This window comes from Pseudonocardia sp. DSM 110487, from assembly GCF_019468565.1.
In the GTDB taxonomy this organism is placed as follows: domain Bacteria; phylum Actinomycetota; class Actinomycetes; order Mycobacteriales; family Pseudonocardiaceae; genus Pseudonocardia.
The window spans coordinates 2086966-2105294 of sequence record NZ_CP080521.1 but is presented as its reverse complement, the minus strand read 5'-3'; the positions used below and the strand labels follow the sequence as shown (position 1 = coordinate 2105294).

The 18329-nt window shown below is 72.2% G+C and carries 16 protein-coding genes; 10 read left to right on the top strand and 6 right to left on the bottom strand.

Features of this window, described 5'->3' with window-relative positions:
* The first annotated feature begins 85 nt into the window (after window positions 1-85).
* Both K1T35_RS09590 and K1T35_RS09585 read left to right on the top strand, forming a co-directional pair.
* Complete coding sequence (locus tag K1T35_RS09590) at window positions 86-1573, top strand: sodium:alanine symporter family protein (RefSeq protein ID WP_220259809.1); 1488 nt, start codon at window positions 86-88, stop codon at window positions 1571-1573.
* 139 nt (window positions 1574-1712) lie between these two features.
* Window positions 1713-2270, top strand: a complete 558-nt coding sequence (locus K1T35_RS09585) for a hypothetical protein (protein WP_220259808.1) — start codon at window positions 1713-1715, stop codon at window positions 2268-2270.
* On the opposite strand, the gene K1T35_RS09580 is transcribed toward K1T35_RS09585, so the two are convergent.
* Together K1T35_RS09580 and K1T35_RS09575 are read right to left on the bottom strand one after the other, a co-directional pair.
* Window positions 2254-2847, bottom strand: coding sequence for a GNAT family N-acetyltransferase (locus K1T35_RS09580; protein WP_220259807.1), 594 nt, complete (start codon window positions 2845-2847; stop codon window positions 2254-2256). The two genes, K1T35_RS09585 and K1T35_RS09580, sit on opposite strands and share 17 nt — an antisense overlap.
* Entirely contained in the window at window positions 2844-3449 is a 606-nt protein-coding gene (locus K1T35_RS09575) for a TetR/AcrR family transcriptional regulator (protein WP_220259806.1), read from the bottom strand. The genes K1T35_RS09580 and K1T35_RS09575 overlap by 4 nt, the downstream gene beginning before the upstream one ends.
* A 120-nt stretch (window positions 3450-3569) precedes the next feature.
* Between K1T35_RS09575 and K1T35_RS09570 the strand changes: the two genes are divergently transcribed.
* Genes K1T35_RS09570 through K1T35_RS09550 form a run of 5 tightly spaced genes read left to right on the top strand, consistent with a single transcriptional unit; the run spans window position 3570 to window position 8215 of the window.
* The gene (locus tag K1T35_RS09570) at window positions 3570-4781 is read left to right on the top strand and encodes a CaiB/BaiF CoA-transferase family protein (RefSeq protein ID WP_220259805.1); all 1212 of its coding nucleotides are present in this window, start codon (window positions 3570-3572) and stop codon (window positions 4779-4781) included.
* Window positions 4782-4783: 2 nt separating this feature from the next.
* On the top strand, window positions 4784-5644 hold the full coding sequence (locus K1T35_RS09565) for a hydroxymethylglutaryl-CoA lyase (RefSeq protein WP_220259804.1): 861 nt from the start codon (window positions 4784-4786) through the stop codon (window positions 5642-5644).
* A gap of 23 nt (window positions 5645-5667) precedes the next feature.
* The gene (locus K1T35_RS09560; RefSeq protein WP_220259803.1) at window positions 5668-6987 is read left to right on the top strand and encodes a 2-hydroxycarboxylate transporter family protein; all 1320 of its coding nucleotides are present in this window, start codon (window positions 5668-5670) and stop codon (window positions 6985-6987) included.
* A gap of 14 nt (window positions 6988-7001) precedes the next feature.
* Complete coding sequence (locus K1T35_RS09555) at window positions 7002-7529, top strand: gamma carbonic anhydrase family protein (protein WP_220259802.1); 528 nt, start codon at window positions 7002-7004, stop codon at window positions 7527-7529.
* 20 nt (window positions 7530-7549) lie between these two features.
* A complete protein-coding gene (locus tag K1T35_RS09550; RefSeq protein ID WP_255621731.1) occupies window positions 7550-8215 on the top strand; it encodes an IclR family transcriptional regulator in 666 nt (221 codons plus the stop codon).
* A 1038-nt stretch (window positions 8216-9253) separates the two neighbouring features.
* Here K1T35_RS09550 and K1T35_RS09545 read toward each other — a convergent pair.
* Window positions 9254-10474 carry a helix-turn-helix transcriptional regulator gene (locus K1T35_RS09545; RefSeq protein WP_220259801.1) on the bottom strand — a complete coding sequence of 407 codons (1221 nt, stop codon included), beginning with the start codon at window positions 10472-10474 and terminating at the stop codon, window positions 9254-9256.
* A gap of 221 nt (window positions 10475-10695) precedes the next feature.
* Complete coding sequence (locus K1T35_RS09540; protein ID WP_220259800.1) at window positions 10696-11580, bottom strand: LysR substrate-binding domain-containing protein; 885 nt, start codon at window positions 11578-11580, stop codon at window positions 10696-10698.
* Between the two features lie 65 nt (window positions 11581-11645).
* Here K1T35_RS09540 and K1T35_RS09535 point away from each other — a divergent pair, with 65 nt between their 5' ends.
* Genes K1T35_RS09535 through K1T35_RS09525 form a run of 3 tightly spaced genes read left to right on the top strand, consistent with a single transcriptional unit; the run spans window position 11646 to window position 15182 of the window.
* Window positions 11646-12995, top strand: coding sequence for a GMC family oxidoreductase (locus K1T35_RS09535; RefSeq protein ID WP_220259799.1), 1350 nt, complete (start codon window positions 11646-11648; stop codon window positions 12993-12995).
* Entirely contained in the window at window positions 12992-14110 is a 1119-nt protein-coding gene (locus K1T35_RS09530) for an MFS transporter (RefSeq protein WP_220259798.1), read from the top strand. The genes K1T35_RS09535 and K1T35_RS09530 overlap by 4 nt, the downstream gene beginning before the upstream one ends.
* Before the next feature lie 52 nt (window positions 14111-14162).
* On the top strand, window positions 14163-15182 hold the full coding sequence (locus tag K1T35_RS09525; RefSeq protein ID WP_220259797.1) for an endonuclease/exonuclease/phosphatase family protein: 1020 nt from the start codon (window positions 14163-14165) through the stop codon (window positions 15180-15182).
* Here K1T35_RS09525 and K1T35_RS09520 read toward each other — a convergent pair.
* The gene (locus K1T35_RS09520) at window positions 15145-15819 is read right to left on the bottom strand and encodes a response regulator (protein WP_220259796.1); all 675 of its coding nucleotides are present in this window, start codon (window positions 15817-15819) and stop codon (window positions 15145-15147) included. The genes K1T35_RS09525 and K1T35_RS09520 overlap by 38 nt on opposite strands.
* Entirely contained in the window at window positions 15816-18320 is a 2505-nt protein-coding gene (locus tag K1T35_RS09515) for a DUF4118 domain-containing protein (RefSeq protein ID WP_220259795.1), read from the bottom strand. Before K1T35_RS09515 ends, K1T35_RS09520 begins: the two co-directional genes overlap by 4 nt.
* Between the last annotated feature and the right edge of the window lie 9 nt (window positions 18321-18329).

Sequence of the window (18329 nt, the reverse complement as noted above, 5' to 3'; positions counted from 1 at the left end):
TCGAACACGACATCGACATCACCCCTTCGTGTTCGGGTAGCTCGGCGCTCGCTATCCTCCCGCCAGCCTTACGAAGGGTATGGACGTGGCAGATTTTTTCGACACCATTAGCAGCATCGTGTGGAGCCCACCGCTCATCTACCTCTGCCTCGGCGCGGGTCTCTATTTCAGCATCCGCACCAGGCTGGTTCAGCTGCGCCGGATCCCGGACATGGTGCGCCTGACCTTCACCGGCGAGAAATCCGAGGGCGGGGTCTCGTCGTTCCAGGCGTTGGCGATGTCGCTGGCCGGCCGGATCGGGACCGGAAACATCGCGGGAGTGGCCACAGCCATCGCCTTCGGCGGGCCCGGCGCTGTGTTCTGGATGTGGACCGTGGCCTTCTTCGGCGCCTCCACGGCATTCGTCGAATCCGTGCTCGGCCAGATCTACAAGGAACGCGACCACCTCGGGAACTACCGGGGCGGACCGGCGTATTACATCGAGAAGTGCATGCGGCAGAAGTGGTACGCCCTGCTCTTCGCCGGCGTCACCGTCGTCGCCACGGGGTTGCTCCTCCCCGGCATCCAGACGAACAGCATCTCCGGCTCGATCGAGAACGCCTGGGGAATCCCCCCATGGGTCACCGCGATCGGCCTGGTCATCGCGCTGGCGTTCATCATCCTCGGCGGGGTGAAGCGGATCGCTGCCTTCGCGAGCGTGGTGGTTCCGTTCATGGCCGTGGCGTACATCGTCCTCGCTCTCGTCATCGTGTTCGCCAACGCCGCGCAGGTCCCCGAGGTGTTCCGGCTGATCTTCTCCAGTGCGTTCGGCCTGGAGGCCGGGTTCGGCGCCATCGTGGGCATGGCCGTGGAATGGGGAGTGCGCCGCGGCGTCTACTCCAACGAGGCAGGCCAGGGAACCGGTCCCCACGCCGCCGCGGCTGCGGAGGTCTCGCATCCCGCCAAGCAGGGGCTCGTGCAGGCGTTCTCGGTGTACATCGACACGCTGTTCGTGTGCAGTGCCACGGCGTTCCTGCTGCTGTCCACCGGGATCTACCGAGTGTGGGACGGGGGATCCACCGACGGCACGCTGCTCTACGACGGAATCCGCAGCGACGTGGAGGTCGGGCCTGCCTTCACCCAGGCCGGATTCGACAGCCTCCTGCCCGGCGCAGGCGCCAGCTTCGTGGCCGTCTCGATCGCGTTCTTCGCCTTCACCACCGTCGTGGCCTACTACTACATGGCCGAGACCAACCTGAACTACTTCATGCGCAACGTCGCGAGCATGCGCGTCGAACGCATCTGCTGGAGGCTGCTCCAGGCGTTCTTCCTGGTCGCGGCGGCCACCGGCGCCGTCATCACGGCAACGGAGGCGTGGACGCTCGGCGACATCGGTGTCGGACTGATGGCCTGGCTGAACATCATCGCGATCCTGATCATCCAGCGGCCTGCCCTCGTTGCGCTTCGCGACTACGAGCGTCAGACCAAGGCCGGTGTCGATCCGACCTTCGACCCGGTCGCCCTGAATATCAAGGGTGCAGCCTTCTGGGAGCGGGCGGACGACGCCGAAGTGGCACGCACCCCCGGCGCCTGACAACGCGGCGGCGGGGCCGTGCCGTCCCGCCGCCGTCCCGCCGCCGCCGTCGACGTCTGAATCGCCTCGATCTGGACCGGAATCGCAGAATTCCAGACGGGCCATGGTCGCGGCCGGCCGGCCCGAAGACCGTGTACCCATGACGTCTTCCGTGGTCGCCGGCGCGGTGCGCCGCCGCTGGCCGGCACTGGCCGGAATCGCCTTCGCCGTGCTGGTCTCCATCGGCATGGCCAACGGTGTCGAGCAGGCGCCGGTCCTCGCCGCGGCGGCGACCGTCTACATCGGTTGTGCGGGGCTGCGGAAGCCCGGTGCGGCGTGGCCGATCTTCCTGGGGTCCGTCGTCGTCATCACCGTGCTGAAGCTCCTCGACTTCGACCCGACACTGATCGTGCTGGGCTGCGGGGCGGCACTGGGCGTCTACGGCCTGTTGCGCGGATTCGTCCGCCCCGGCTACGGACTGCCCCTGCAGTCCGTCGCGCTGCTCGGCTTCGGCCTCGTCGCCGCGATCGCCCTGTTCGTGGACACCGACCTGGGCGCGTACCTCGTCGCGGCCGGCCTGCTCGCCCACTCGGCGTGGGATCTGTACCACTACCGCACCAACCGGGTGGTGACCCGCTCCCTCGCCGAGTTCTGCCTCCTGCTCGACGCGTCGGTCGCGGTGCTGATCGTGGTGATGACGCTCACCGGCTCTGCGTGAGCTTCAACGAGATGTAATAGCTGATCCCCGACAGCTTCGTGTGCTTCACCGAAACCCGCTTGTACTCGGTGAACCCGAGCTTCCGGTACAGGTTGAGCGCGGGCGTGTTGATGTCCGAGACGGTCTCCAGGACGTACTCCCGGTACTGCGTCAGGGCGAGCAGGTGCGTGATGAGCGCCGTGGCCACGCCCTTGCCCTGGAACCGCGAGGCGGTGCCGACGAACTCGATCGACGCGGCGCCGTGGGCGAGGCCGAGCACACCTCCCGAGAACTCCCGCTTCAACGCGATGGCGCCGACCGTCCCCTTGATGAGCCCGAGGTGGCGGCGGAGGTGTCCGCCCTGCGGCACCGCGCTCTGCTGCCGCCCGTCCGTGCAGGCGGCGATCCCGGCGGGTTCGCCGTCGAGCAGGGCGACGTGGAACACGTCGAGCACCAGCATGTGCTCGAACGCGTCGGCCAGCCTGCCGGGATCCTTGGAGAAGTAGGCGAAGTCCTGGCCGAAGGCGTCGACGAACACCTCCGTGATCGGCCGCCGGTAGGCCTCGCCCAGCGCGCGGGCTGCAACGATCTCGATCATGTGTGCTCCCTCGTCAGGAATCCGGTGAGCGTCGACGGGTGGGGCGCGACGAACCGGTCGCCGAGGGCGGCCTTCAGCGTCGCCAGCCCGGTCACGGCCGCGAACCAGCACGTCGCCAGCTCGGTGGCGGCGCCCGGCCGGAACTCGCCGAGCCGCTGTCCCCGGTGGACGAGCGCCACGGTGGCGTCGACCAGCGCGAGGTGCTGGTCGAGCAGCGCGTCGATCTGAGCGGACTCCCGCCGCGACACGAACGCCTGGTTCATGATCAGCATGAACTCGGCGGATCCCTGCACGCGCGCGATGTCGTCGACGAGCTCCCGGGCGAACTCCTCGAGGATCGCGCTCGGCGACCCCTCGCCGCTGAACAGCTCGGCGACCCGGCGCAGGCCGTCCGTGGCCTGAGCGGCCAGCGCCGCGAACAGGTCGTCCTTCGTGGCGTAGTGCCGGTAGATCAGCCCGGTGCTCATCCCCGCCTCGCGCGCGATGTCCCGCATGTTCGTGGCCGCGAAGCCGTGGCGTGCGAAGAGCGTGATCGCCGCGGCCTGCACCTTCTCCAGGGTCGCGGCACGCATGGCCTCGTACTGGGCACTGCTTCTGGGCACGGCGCCTCCGGTTTGAATGAACTGATGTTCATCATATCGACCTCTTGCCACACCGCGCACCGCCGCCTAGGTTCTCTCGTAAGTTGAGCATTGATGCTCAAAGTATGAGAAGGAGCCGCGATGCCTGCCCCTCCGCTCACCGGCTACCGGGTGCTGGAGCTCGGAAACTTCATCGCCGCCCCGTTCGCGAGCCGGATCTTCGCCGACTTCGGGGCCGAGGTCGTCAAGATCGAGCGGCCCGGGGTCGGGGACGAGCTGCGCGGCTGGCGGCGCAACCGTGGCGACACGTCGATGCTGTTCCGCACCATCGCCCGGAACAAGAAGTCGGTCACGCTCGACCTGCGCAGCGCCGAGGGCCGGGGCGTCGCACTCGACCTGGTCCGGCACACCGACGTCGTCGTCGAGAACTTCCGGCCCGGCACCCTGGAGCGCTGGGGCCTCGGCCCCGGCGAGCTGGCGGCGGCGAACCCCGACGTCGTGCTGGTGCGGATCTCCGGATACGGCCAGACCGGCCCGTACCGCGACCGAGCCGGGTTCGGCGGGGTCGCCGAGGCCTTCGGCGGACTGCGCCAGGTCACCGGGTATCCCGACCGGCCCCCGGTCCGTCCCGCCGCTCCGCTCGGCGACGCCTTCGCCGGGCTCTACGGGGCGATCGGTGCCCTGATGCTGTTGCTGGGCCGGGCCACTGGGCGCCCGCACGAGGGGCCGCGGCTCGTCGACGTGGCGCTGTACGAGTCGGTCTTCATGGCGATGGAGTCGCTGGTGCCGGACCTCGATGCCTATGGCGTGGTGCGCGAACGCACGGCGGGCAACCTGCCCGGCGTCGTGCCGAGCGGCGTGTACCCCACCTCTGACGGGCAGTCGGTGATGATCGCGGGCAACTCCAGCGGCGCGTTCGGCAGGCTGATGACCGCGGTCGGGCGGGCCGACCTGGCCGCCGACCCCACACTCGCCGACGGCGACGCGCGCTCCGCCCGCGAAACCGAGCTGGACGACGCCATCAGCGCCTGGACGAGCCGGCACACGGCGCCGGAGGCGGTCGAGGTCCTCGGCGCCGCAGGCGTGCCGGTCGGCCCTGTCTACGACGCGGCCGCGATCGCGGAGGACCCGCACTTCACGGCAAGGGACATGCTGCGCCCGCTGAAGGTGCGGGTCGAGGACGAGCCGGAGGAGATCCGCTTCCCCGGCGTCGTCCCGCGGGTGCCGGGCGCACCCGGCGACGTCCGATGGGCCGGCCCCGAGCTCGGTGAGCACACCGACCACGTCCTCGGCAGCGTGCTCGGCCTCGGCCGGGAGCACATCGCCGCCCTCCGCGAGCGCGGGGTGGTGTGACCGTGACCCGGGTCGAGATCACCGACGTCGTCCTGCGCGACGGGTTCCAGGACGAGCCGGTCGTGGTGTCGATGGCCGACCGCGTCCGCGTCGCGGAGGCGCTCGTCGCCGCCGGGCTGCGCCGGATCGAGGCCGCCTCGTTCGTCAACCCGGCGCGCGTTCCGCAGATGGCCGGTGCCGAGGAACTCCTCGCCGCGCTGCCCCACCCGCCCGGCGTCGGCTGGACCGTGCTCGCGCTCAACCGGCGAGGTGTCGAGCGGGCCGTCGCGGCCGGGGCGACCGACGTCACCGTGGTCGTCTCCGCGAGCGATGGCCACAGCCGGGCCAACGCGGGCCGCTCCGCGCAGGACGCCCTCGACGATCTCGCCGGCGTGGCCGACGACCATCCGCACGTCCGGTTCGCCGGAGGCGTGGCCACCGCGTTCGTCTGCCCCTTCGACGGGGAGATCCCGCCCGAGCGGCTGGCCGGGGTCGCCGGCGCGTTCGCCGGCATCGGCATCACCCGGCTCGGCCTCGCCGACACCCTGGGCACGGCCGCGCCCGAGCAGGTCGCCCGCTCCCTGGACGCCGTGCGCTCCGCGGTCCCGGACGCCGAGCTCGGCCTCCACCTGCACGACGCGCTCGGCCAGGCGCTGCGGACCGTCGACATCGCCCTCGAGCTGGGCGTCACGCGGTTCGACGCCGCCGCGGGCGGCTACGGCGGATGCCCGTTCGCGCCCGGCGCCCACGGCAACCTCGCCACCGAGGCCCTCGTCGCCCACCTGCACGAGCGGGGTGTCGACACCGGCATCGACGCGGGCCTGCTCGCCGAGGCCGTCGTCGTCGTCGAGGACGCACTGCGCAACGGCCAACCGATCGGCTAGTCCACAACCCGCGGGAGACAACGATGTCCACGATCCCCGACACCGCCCCACCGACCACTCGGGAACCCCGGATCGCCGGGCTGCCGGTGCTCGTGTACCTGGTCGCCGCCGCGATCGTCCTCACCGCCGCGCTGACCGGATCGCTGCCCTCGTCGCTGCTGTCCGGCTTCGCCGTCACGATGCTGGTCGGCGGCCTGCTGATGACGGTCGGTCAGCGCGTGCCGGTGCTGCGCGACTTCGGGCTGCCCACGATCCTCTGCACGTTCGTGCCGGCGATCCTGCTGTTCGCGGGCCTCTTCCCGCAGACCGCCGCCGAGGTCGTGTCCGGGTTCGTCGAGGACAGCGGCTTCCTCGACTTCCTCGTCATCACCATCATCGCGGGCAGCATCCTGGGCATGCCGCGGGCGCTGCTGCTGAAGGCAGGGCCGCGGTTCGCGGTGCCGCTCATCGGCTGCCTCGTCGCGACGTTCCTGCTCATCGGCCTGCTGGGCGCCGCGCTGGGATTCGGCTTCGTGCAGGCGATCCTCTTCATCGCCGCCCCGATCATGGCAGGCGGCCTCGGCGTCGGCGCGGTGCCGATGTCGCAGATGTACGCCGCGGCCACCGGGAACGACGCGGCAGCGTTCATGGGGCAGCTGATGTCCGCGGTCGTCGTCGCCAACATCATCTGCATCCTCGTCGCGGGCCTCTACAACGGGCTCGGCAAGCGCCGCCAGCTGTTCGTGGGGTTCAACGGCCACGGCAAGCTGCTGCGGGTCGAGGGTCGCGCGGACGACTTCGCGCCCGCCGTCACGCGCGACGCCGCCACGTTCGTCGCGCTCGGCCAGGGCCTGCTGGTCGCCGCGGCGCTCTTCGTGTTCGGCCACCTCGCTGGGGGTGTCCTCCCCGCGCTGCACCCCTACGCCTGGACGATCATCGCGGCCGCGCTGGTGAAGATCTTCGGTCTGCTCCCCCGCGAGCTGGAGGAGGCCAGCACGCAGTGGGGCGACCTGGTGCTCTCGCTGTTCGTCCCGGCCCTGCTGGTTGCGGTCAGCGTCACCTACATCGACATCGGTGACGTGCTGGCCGCCCTGAGCAGCCCGCTCTTCATCGGGCTGACGATCGTCACGGTGCTGGTCGCCACGCTCACCTCGGGCCTGCTGGGCTGGCTGGTGAAGTTCCACTTCGTCGAGGCCGCGATCACGCCGGGGCTGGTGATGGCCGACACCGGGAGCAGCGGCGACGTGTCGGTGCTCAGCGCCGCGGGGCGGCTGCACCTCATGCCGTTCGCGGCGCTCACCAACCGGCTGGGCGGCGCGCTGGTCCTGTTCGTCACGTCGCTCATCGCGCCCGCGCTGTCGTGAGGTTTCATCACGGGATGCGCCTGATCTCCCTCGGTGACCGCACTCCCCACGTCGACCCGTCGGCCTGGCTCGCGGACACCGCCACCGTCGTCGGCGACGTGACCATCGGGCCCGACAGCGGCGTCTTCTACAGCGCGGTGCTGCGCGCCGACATGGAGTCGGTGACCGTCGGTGCCGGCAGCAACATCCAGGACGGTGCGGTCCTGCACGCCGACCCGGGCTTCCCGGCCCGGATCGGCGACGACGTGAGCGTCGGCCACGGGGCGGTGCTGCACGGCTGCACCGTGGAGGACGGTTGCCTGATCGGCATGAACGCCACCGTGCTGAACGGGGCGGTCATCGGCGAAGGGTCGCTGGTGGCGGCGAGCGCGCTCGTCCCCGCGGGGGCAGTCATCCCGCCGCGGTCGCTGGTGGCCGGCGTGCCCGGCAAGGTGCGTCGCGAGCTGAGCGACGCCGAGGTCGAGCACAACCGCGCCAACGCAGCCGTCTACCGGCAGCTCGCCGATACACATAGTGCGGCCACGGGAGGGGCCGCCATGTGACCGCGCCCTACGCTGGCGCGGTGGGCATCGATCCGCTGGCTGGCGCCGCGACCGGGCCGGTGATCCGCTCCACCGGCGTCGGGGTGCTGGACCGGGTGGTTGCCGTGCTCGACGCCGTCGAGACCCGCCGGATGACGGCGTCCGAGCTGGCCCGCCACCTGGGACTGTCCGTGCCCACCGCTCACCGGCTGGTCGGGTCGATGATGGCCCACGGCCTCCTCAGCCGCGACGACGACGGCCGGCTGCAGCTCGGGCACCGGTTCGCCGTGCCCTACCTCGAGCACGTGGCCGGGTCGGTGCTGACGGAGCTGCAGCAGCAGACCGGGGAGACCGCCCAGATCTGGGTCCGCCGCGGCGAGCACCGGCTGTGCCTGGCCAGCGTCGACTCCCCCGCCGAGCTGCGAGCGTCCGTGCCGGTCGGCACGCTCCTGCCGCTCACGGCCGGCGGGTCGGCGGCCCGCGTCCTGACCGAGCCGGTCGCCCGCTGGGTCGAGAGCATCTCCCAGCGAACGCCCGGTCTCTGCTCCGTCAGCGCCGGCATCCGCCGGCCGGGCGGGGAGACGGTCGCAGCGGTGTGCGTCGCGGCGCCGGTGGTGCGGGTCGGCGAAGCCGGCCCCGGCGCGCTCTACGGCGACGCCCTCCTCGCAGCGGCAGCGCGACTGTCCGATGCGCTCGAGCCGGCCTGATCCGCACGGAGACACACCTCTTCTGGCTGACGCGCTCACCGGCGGATCTCGGCCGTTGTGCGCCGATCTGCTGATCACGGCTCGCAGGTGCGTTCCGCGGAACACGCCCGGGTGCGGCCGCGGAGCCGCGCCTTTCGTTGACGCGCCGTCCCCGACGAGGGGCACGCCCGTTCACGACGAGACCGCCCCGGGCGGCGTGCCACGCGACCGGCTGTGGTCCCGTTCCCACCCCGGCCACCCCAGGAACCCGGACCATGATCGACCGAAGCGTGACATCAGCCGCACCCACGCGGCTCATGTCACGTTCCCGCTGATCACAGGCCTGGGCCCGGCCCTGAGTTGCGCGCTCACCGGAGCGAGCGGGTCAGCGGCGAATTGTTCGACGGACACAGTCATCTCCTTCTTCCCTTCCCTCAGGCGCGATCTGTTCCTGCTTGCCTTTGTCTGCGCTCACCGAGATGAACCCGCTGGCGGGCATGCCGAGAGGATCACCGCGGTGGTGCCCTCCGGCACTGCGATCGTTGTCGTGTCTCCGACGGAGAGACTCGAGTAGTAGATGGCCGGCGCGGCCCCGTTGGAGCCGACGACGGTCACCACCACGGATACGGCCGACGATCCCCATCCGAATGCCAATGGTCATAGTCCTTCGAGTTGGACGCGGCCTTGCTGAGCTCTGTGTACGTGCTGAGCGACACGACGCGCCGCGTCCGCCAGGCAATAGACGGCGCACGGCCACCGGTCGGCCGACCGGGTCTGCCACCGGCACATCGTGCACCTGCCCTGCCGGTCGGGAACGTGCTCGGCGAGCAGCCGTTGCCACACCTCTGCCATAGGCGCCAGTGCGATAGCGGCCGCGCTCGGGGCGGGGTCGCCCGCCGCCGGGTTCACAGGTCGCGCCCATCACGGCGAGCCGGCGTTGCCTGGCGTTCCCGGAGTCCGCGTATCGCGGCGAGTAGTGGCCTGATCACCCGGAGAAAGCTACGAGGGATCGCGAGCGAAGGGTTTCCTGCGTGGAAACGCTCAGTGGCGCGGAGACGATCAGGCGATGCCTACGCGGTTCTTCAGCGAGTCCAGCTCCCACACCCGGCGCCGCGCGCGCCGGTCCAGCAGCTCGATCAGCTCCCGCGCAAGCGGGTCCTGCCGTATCCGCACCGGCGCCACCCGGTCCGCCTTGTCGATGTGCCGCAACGCCTCGGCGTCGCGGGCGCCCTCAGCCTGTGCGAACGCGCGCGCCAGATCGAAGTGCACGGCCGCCACGCGGTCCGGCGACCCGAGGGTGTTCAAGTCGATCACCGGTGCGAGCTTCTCCGCCGCCTCTGGTCCACGGTCGGTTTCGACCGCCACCGCCAGCTCCCATGCGCCCACGTTCGACGGCCCGAAGTGGTAGAGCATGAAGTTGCGTTCGCCGGTAAAGCGGGCAAGCGCGCTGGCCTCGCCGAGGTGCGTCTCAGCGTCACCGACGTTGCCGTCGCGGGCCGCGAGGTGCGCCGCCGTGAGGTGCAGCATCCCGCGTGCCTCGGCCGCCGAGGTGTCCCGCGCGGTCGGCCCGGGTGCCTCCTGTGCCTCGCCGAGCGCCTCACGGAGAACCACCCCGGCCCGATGCCGCGCACCCACCCGGTTGAGGCTGATCGCGCGGCCCATCGCCATTAGCGATGCGAGGTCTCCGCGCTCCAGGCGCCGCGCCGCGTCCCATCCCCGACGGGTTGCGGTGACCGCCAGCTCGCCGTGTCCCATCGTGTAGGCCAGCGACCGCGCCACAATGCACGCGGTCACCAGCGCGCGCAGCGCCTCCCGGCGCTCGTCCCCGTCACCTCGGGCGCCGATCACGTGCAGCTCGGTGATGAGGTCCCCGAGCACGCTGCCGGAGACGATCTCGTACCGCACCTGGTCCGCGGCCGCATTCGCCCGATCCGCGAGGTCGACCAGCTCGGCCAACGGACGCGTCGGCACCTCGGGTACGTCGTCAAGCGTGGTGTCGTGCAGCGCCGCCGTGAGGCCGGGGATCGCGGACGCCGCCGCCATCGAACGCCGGTCCGGCGCCACCGCCGGTAGCCCGGTCAGGTCGATCGGGGAGCACCCCAGCGCGGCGGCGAGGTCCTCCACCAGCCCGCGCCGGGTGAAGCTCGCCTTGCCGTTCTCCAGCTTGGAAAGGTAGCCCTTGCTGACGCCCGCGAGACCGGCGGCAGCGCTCAGGGACATCCCGCGACGCCGCCGGATCATCCGGGCCGTCGCTCCGATCCGGCCGCTGTCGTCGCCCATCCCCGGCCCGCCTCCTGGCTCGCGGCCCCCGCCGTGTCGTCGTCCGTGGCACCCCGGGGGCACGTCCTGTCGTGGCGTGTCCCACCGTAGCGGCTGGTGATGAACGCCGCGTGGCTCCGTGTAGCGGGCTGCATGTTGTCGGTGCACCGCCTGCAACAGGCGCCGGTGACGAGGTGGACGGTTCCTGCCACCTACGCATGGGGTGCGTGAGCGGTGGCGAGTCAGACCGTCGGGATCGCGCGGACCGTGCTCGTGAAGACCTGCAGCAGGGGACGGTCGTTTCCCGCCAGGTGGACCATCGCGATCTCGGCGTGTGCCGGCTCGCCCCGCAGGTCGCGGTAGGCGACACCGGGGAGCGCGAGGTGGCGGATGCCGCCGGGCACGAGCGCGACGCCAAGGCCGGCGGCCACGAGCCCGACCACCGTCGGCATCGCGAGCGCCTCCTGGACGACGCGTGGGGCGAAGCCGGCGTCATGGCACGCGGCCACGAGATGGTCGTAGAACTCGGGCGCCGACCAGCGCGGGAACGTCACGAAGGCCTCGCCGTGCAGGTCGGCGAGGTGCACGTCAGGCCCGGCGCAGAGCGGGTGGCCCGCCGGGAGCACGGCGACTACCGGCTCGCGCCACACAACCGTGGAAGCGAGCTCGGCGGCCGGTGCCGGCGGGCGAGTGAAGGCCACGTCGAGCTCGCCGCGGTGCAGCGCCCGCAGCAGGTCCTGGCTGCCCGCCTCCGTCAGCCGCAGGGTGGCATCGGGTGCCGCCTTCCGGAACGGCGGCAGCACGGCGGGGAGCAGGGCGAGCGCCGCGGTGGCCAGGAACCCGACGTCGAGGCGGCCTGCGCGGCCGGTTCCCGCCGCCCGCGCGGTGCTCGCGGCGCGCTCGGCGTGGTCGAGCGCGCGACGGGCGTGATCGAGCATGGCAAGGCCCGCGTCGGTGAGCTCGACCTTGCGCCGGTTGCGGCGGAACAGCGGCACGCCGAGCTCGCGCTCCAGCCGCTGGATCTGCTGGGACAGCGGTGACTGCGCCATGTGCAGGCGGCGGGCCGCCCTGCCGAAGTGCAGCTCCTCGGCGACCGCGATGAACGACCGCAGGTGCCTGAGCTCCATGAGACGCAAACCGTATCACCGGGTCTCAAGTTGGTCTTTTCTCCTGCTCACCGACGGGGTAGCCGATGACCATGAACGCTGACGTCGTCGTGATCGGAGCCGGGTCCGCGGGCGGTGTGGTCGCGGCTCGGCTGTCAGAAGAAGCTGAACGCCGGGTCGTCCTCGTCGAGGCGGGCCCCGACTTCGGATCGGAGACCGCCGCCCAGCCGGGCGAGATCCTCGACGCCGCCGACCCCACCGGCACCGGCTACGACTGGGGCTACACGGACACGTCGGGCGTCCCCCTGTTCGCCGGGCGGATCGTCGGGGGCAGCTCGGCCACCAACAACGTCATGGCGCTGCGCGGGGACCCCACGGTCTACGAGTCGTGGGGATGGTCGTTCGCGGACGTCCTGCCCGCCTTCGTCCGGCTCGAGCGCGACCTGGACTTCCCGGACGAGCCATGGCACGGCGACCGTGGGCCGATCCCGGTGCGCCGCCCGCCCGGGGCGGACCAGGCGCCGTTCCTGCGGGCCTGTGAGGAGCTGGGCCACGAGCGCATCGCCGACCACAATGCGCCCGGCGCGGTCGGGGCCGGTCCGCTCCCGCTGAACGAGGTCGACGGGGTGCGCCAGTCCACGACCCTGACCTACCTGCGAGCCGCCCGGGAGCGGCCGAACCTGACCATCCATGCCGAGCGACCCGTCGAGCGCGTCCTCGTCGAGGACGGCCGGGCGACCGGTGTGCAGCTGCGCGGCGGCGACCGCATCCGGGCCCGCGAGGTCGTGCTGTGCGCGGGGGCGTTCGGCAGCCCCACCCTCCTGCTGCGCTCGGGCATCGGGCCCGCGGACGAGCTGGCCGCGCTGGGCGTTCCCGTCGAGCACGACCTGCAAGGCGTGGGCCGCAACCTGCAGGACCACCCGCTGCTGCGGCTGCAGTACGACGCCGACGGCCTCTCGGTCGCGGACCCGCCGCGCCAGTCCCTGCTCACCACCAACGCCGGAATCCAGGTCTTCCCCAGCGGCCCGACCGCCGACGAGCCGCACACCCTGACCCTGCTGGTCGCGCTCATGACGCCGCGGTCCCGGGGTGCGCTGCGGTTGACCTCGGCCGGCCCATCGCGCATCGACCCGGGCCACCTCCGCGAGCCCGATGACGCGGAGCAGCTCGCCGAAGGCGCCCGGCTCGCCCACCGGCTGTCGAGGCACCTCGGGGTCGACGGACCCGAACCGGTTCTCCAGAACGTCGGCAGCTATCAGCACCCGATCGGCACCTGCCGCATGGGGCTTGCCGACGGCCCACAGTCCGTGGTCGACGGCACCGGCAGGGTCCACGGGCTCGAGGGACTGTCGATCATCGACGCCTCGATCATGCCGTCGATCCCATCGGCCAACACCAACCTGCCCACGCTCATGCTGGCCGAGCGGCTCGCATGAACCCGCTCGCGCGCTCCGGGATCTACGCAGGTGGGTTCCTCGGTCCGTTCGGCGGCGGGCTCACGGTGGCGATGCTGCCCGAGCTCGGCGCCGCCTTCGGAGTGCCTGCGGGCACCGCGGCGCTGTCGATCACCGCGTACATGCTGCCGTTCGCGGCCGTCATGCTCGTCTCGGGCACGCTCGGGGAGCGGTGGGGCAGGCGGCGCACCGTCGTCGCCGCGTACGGGGTGTACGCGCTCGCCGCGCTGGCCTGCGTGCTCGCACCGACGCTTCCGCTCTTCCTCGCGGCCACGGCGCTGCTGGGCACGGCGAACGCGTTCACCACCCCGCTGCTCATGGCGGCGCTCGCCGCCGCGGTGGCGGGCGACCGGTTGGGCAGGGCGCTGGGCTGGTTCGGGGCGCTGCAGGCGGCGGGGGCGACGTCGGCGCCGCTGCTCGGTGGGCTCGTGGCCGAAGCCGACTGGCGGCTGGCCTTCGCGGGCGTCGCGGTGGTGGCGGCCGCCCTTGCCCTGATCGGGATCCCGGCGGAAGCAGGGACCAGGCCGCCTGGGTTGCGGAGTGCGCTGCGGCCGGCCGTGCTCCGCGCGGGCCTGGCCGCTGCGCTCGGCTGGGGCTGCCTCGCCGGCCTCGGCTTCCTCGTGGCGCTGCGGCTCGACGAGCAGTTCCGGGCCGGTGCCGGGGAGCGCGGGCTGGTGCTCACCGCCGCCGGGGTGGCCGGGATGCTCACCGCCCGGCTCGTGGGCGGCGGCGTCGACCGGATGGGCACGCGCGCCGGCGTACTCGCCGGAGCCGGGCTGGGTGCACTCGCCGTCACCGCCGTCGGGGTGCTCCCCGCGCTCTGGATGGTCGCGCTCGCGTGGGCGGTGGGTGGCGTGGCCACCCAGCTCGTGCTCGTCGGCGTCAACACGCTCGTCCTCGGCGGGGAGGAGAACCGCGGAGGCGCGGTATCAGTGGTGCAGGCCCTGCGATTCGGCGGCGGCGCGCTGAGCCCGGTGGTGTTCACGCCGATCTACCACGCGGACCCGCTGATCGGCTTCCTGCTCCCGGCCGTGCTACTGGCCGCGATCGTCCCCGCCGCTCTGCCCCGCCCACTGTCAGCAAAGTGGCCTTGCTGACATCCGGGCCGGACCTCAGCGTCCATTCAGGTGGCATGGGAAAGATCGGCTCGTGACGCAAGAACGGCCGCATCGCCGGCTGGGATCCCGCTGGATGGCGCTGCTGTTCGTGGCAGGAGTGGCCCTTCTGACGCTGCCCGATCTGGTCGGGCTCGACGTGGTCACTCCGTTCGCGCAGCTCGTCGCGCTCCGCCCGTACCTGCTGGTCGGGCTGGTGATCCTCGTGCCGGTGCTGCTGGTGCTCGCGCGGCGGGTGCGCGGGGCCGTGCTCGCCGCCGCTGGCGTGGTCGTCGTGCTGGTGGTCGCGGCCGGCATGATCGCCCCGAGGGCCGTGTCGACGACACCGGTCCGCGCGGGCGGCCACACGCTGACGATCGCCGCGTTCAACACCTACAGCGGCGGTGCGGACGTCGGCGAGGTCGCCGCGCTGATCCGCGACGAGCGCCCGGACCTGGTCTCGCTCGTCGAGGCGAGCACGACGTTCCGCTCGAAGCTGGCCCCGCTGGTCGAGCCGCTGGGCTACCACCTGGTCACCGCGGTCGGGGAGCCCGATGGCGACCTCGGCGGCGTCACGGCGGTCGTCGCCGACCGTCTCGGCGACGTGCGCAGCAGCACCTACATCGCGACCCCGTTCCCGCGCGTCGAGCTGGAGGGCGGCGGCCTCGGGGAGCTGCGGTTCGTCGCGTTCCACACCCTCGCCCCACGCCGCGGGGACGTGCCGCAGTGGCGGTCCGACGTGAGCCTGGTGTCCCAGTGGTGTGCCGGGCCCCAGCCGGCGATCATCGCTGGGGACTTCAACGCCACGCTCGACCACTCGGTGTTCCGGTCGGCCATGGCCGGGTGCGGGGACGCGGCGGCCCAGCGCGGCCATGGCCTGACGCCGACCTGGCCGACGTGGCTGCCGGGCTGGCTGGGACCGCAGATCGACCACGTGCTCGCCACCGACCCGATCGTCGCCGAGACGTTCGAGGTGCGGGACATCGCCGGGAGCGATCACCGGGCGGTGCTCACCCGGCTCCGGATCCCGGACGACGTCATGCCCGGAATCGGTAACCCATCCCCGCCTCAGTGATCAGGTGTTCCGGGTGGGCCGGGTCGCGTTCCAGCTTGCGCCGCAGCTGCGCCATGTACACGCGCAGGTAGCTGGTCTCCTTGCGCTCCACCGGCCCCCAGACCTCCCGCAGCAGCTGTTTGCGGCCCACGAGCCTGCCCCGGTTGCGCACGAGGAGATCGAGCAGGCTCCACTCGGTCGGCGTGAGGTGCACCTCCTCCCCCGACCGGCGGACGATCTTCGCGGCCAGGTCGATCGTGAGCTCACCCGCGTCGATCGGGCCGTTCTCGGGAACGGTCGCGGCGCGGCGGACGGCGGCGCGCAGCCGCGCCATGAGCTCGTCGACGCCGAACGGCTTGGTCACGTAGTCGTCCGCCCCGCGGTCGAGCGAGCGCACCTTGTCGCCGGAGTCTGCCCGTGCGGACAGCACGATGATCGGCACGGTCGTGAACGCCCGCAGCGCGGTGATCACCTCGGTGCCGTCGAGGTCGGGCAGCCCGAGATCGAGCACGACCACGTCGATCTCGTGCTCCTCGGCCGCGCGCACCGCCGCCTTACCGGTGACGGCGGTGTGCACCTCGTAGCCCCGTGCGGCGAGGTGGATCCGAAGGGCGCGCAGCAACTGGGTGTCGTCGTCGACGACCAGCACGGCCGTCACGACGCCACGTCCGTCGACTGCGCAGCTGGCAGGCTGACCACGACGGTGAGCCCGCCGCCGGGCGTGTCCTCCGCGGTGAGCGTGCCGCCCATCGCCTCGGTGAAACCCCGCGCGACGCTCAGGCCGAGCCCCAGACCGTTGTGGTCGCGGTCGCCGAGACGCTGGAACGGGGCGAAGAGCTTCTCGGAGTCCGCGACGGATACGCCTGGCCCGGAGTCGACGATCCGCAGCTCGACGAGGTCGGCGTGGGCGCTGGCCCGCAACACGACCGGTGCGCCCCGCCCGTGGCGCAGCGCGTTGTCGACGACGTTCGCGACGACCCGTTCCAACAGCCCGGGATCGGCGAGGACCTCCGGCAGGCGCTCGTCGATCTCCAGCTCGACGCGACCCGCGCCGTCGAGGCCGCGCATGGCCAGCACCGCGACGTCGTCGTAGCCGACGGGCCGCAGGTCGGGGGTGACGGCGCCGGTGGCGAGGCGCGAGGAGTCGAGCAGGTTGTTGACGAGGCCGGTGAGGCGGTCGGCGGACTCCTCGATGGTGGCGGCCAGCTCGCCGCGATCCTCGCTCGAGAGCCGGATGTCACCGTCGCGCAGGGTCCCGGCCGCGGCCTTGATCGAGGTCAGCGGCGTGCGCAGGTCGTGCCCGACCGCCGAGAGCAGCGCGCTGCGCAGCTCGACCGCGTCGGCGCGGCGCCGTGCCTCGGCGGCCTCGTCGGCGATCTGCCGGTTGCGCAGAGCGATCAGCGCCTGGCCCGCCACCGCCTCGAGCAACCGCCGGTCCGCTGCCGGCAGCGTGCGCCCGCGCGCGACGAGGTGCACGTCCGGCTCCACCGCGACGTCGACGTCGGCATGCTCGGGCTTCCCGCAGTCCGGCGGGCCCGAACAGGCGGAGATCACCCACTGGTCGTCGACGCGTTCCAGTATCGCCACGGTGGTCATGCCGAACGCCTCGCGCACCCGGTCGAGCAGCCGCGCGAGCGGCTTGGGCCGGGTGAGCACCGTCCGGGAGAACGACGCCAGCAGCGCCGCCTCCGCGCCGGCCGCCGCGGCCTGCTGGGCCCGGCGGGCGGCGCGGTCGACGACGAGCGCGACGAGCACCGCGGTGATCACCATCGCCACGAGCATGACCACGTTCTCGCGCTCGGCGATCGTCAACGTGTAGAGCGGCGGCGTCAGGAAGAAGTTGAGCAGCGTCGCGCCGGCGAGGGCCGCGAGCAGGGCGGGGCCGAGCCCACCGACCAACGCGACGACGACCGTGGCGAGGAAGAACAGCACAACGTCGGTGGAGAGGTCGAAGAGGTCACGGCCGACGACCCCGATCCCCGTCGCCAGCACCGGGAGGACGACGCCCAGCGCCCAGCCGATCGCCCGGCGCGTGACCGGCACCGCGCTGAAGCGGCGCGGCAGCCGCAGGCCGCGGCCGGCCTCGTCGTGGGTGACCATGTGCACGTCGATCGGGCCCGAGTCCTGCACCACCCGGGAACCGATGCCCTCGTCGACGGCGCGGGCGAGCCGGGAGCGCCGCGAGGTGCCGATCACCAGCTGGGTGGCGTCCACGCCACGGGCGAAGTCGAGCAGGGCGGCCGGCACGTCGTCGCCGACGACCGTGTGGAACGAGGCGCCGACGTCCTCGGCGAGCCGCCGCAGCTTGGCCAGTGCCGCGGCCGTGGCCCCGGCGAGCCCGTCGCCGCGCAGCACGTGCAGGGCGAACAGCTCCGCCGAGCCGGACCGCTTCGCAATGCGGGCCGCGCGGCGCAAGACCGTCTCGCTCTCCCGGCCGCCGGTCAGGGCCACGACGACCCGCTCGCGGGTCTCCCAGACATCCGTGGAGCGCTGGTCGGCGCGATGGCGCTGCAGCGCGACCTCGACCTGGTCGGCCACCCACAGCAGCGCCAGCTCCCGCAGCGCGGTGAGGTTGCGCGGCTGGAAGTAGTTCGCCATGGCCGCGTCGACCTTCTCCGGCGCGTAGACGTTGCCGTGCGCGAGCCGCCGCCGCAGCGCCTCGGGGGTGATGTCGACCAGTTCGACCTGCCCGGCCTTGCGCACCACCTCGTCGGGCACCGTCTCCTGCTGCCGGCTGCCGGTGATCTTCTCGATGACGTCGTTCAGCGACTCGAGGTGCTGCACGTTGAGCGTGGTCAGCACGGTGATCCCGGCGTCGAGGAGCTCCTCGACGTCCTGCCAGCGCTTGGCGTTGCGCGAACCGGGGACGTTGGTGTGGGCGAGCTCGTCGATCAGCACGACCTGCGGCTTGCGGGCGAGGACGGCGTCGACGTCGAGCTCGGTGAGGGTCACCCCCCGGTGGGCAAGCTCCCGCCGGGGGACGACATCGAGGCCCTCGAGCAGCGCGGCGGTCTTCTTGCGGCCGTGGGTCTCGACGAGGCCAACGACCACGTCCGTGCCGCGGTCCCTGCGCCGCCGGGCCTCGCCGAGCATGGCGTAGGTCTTGCCAACGCCGGGCGCCGCACCGAGGTAGATCCTCAGCTCGCCACGCTTGCCCATGCCGCAATC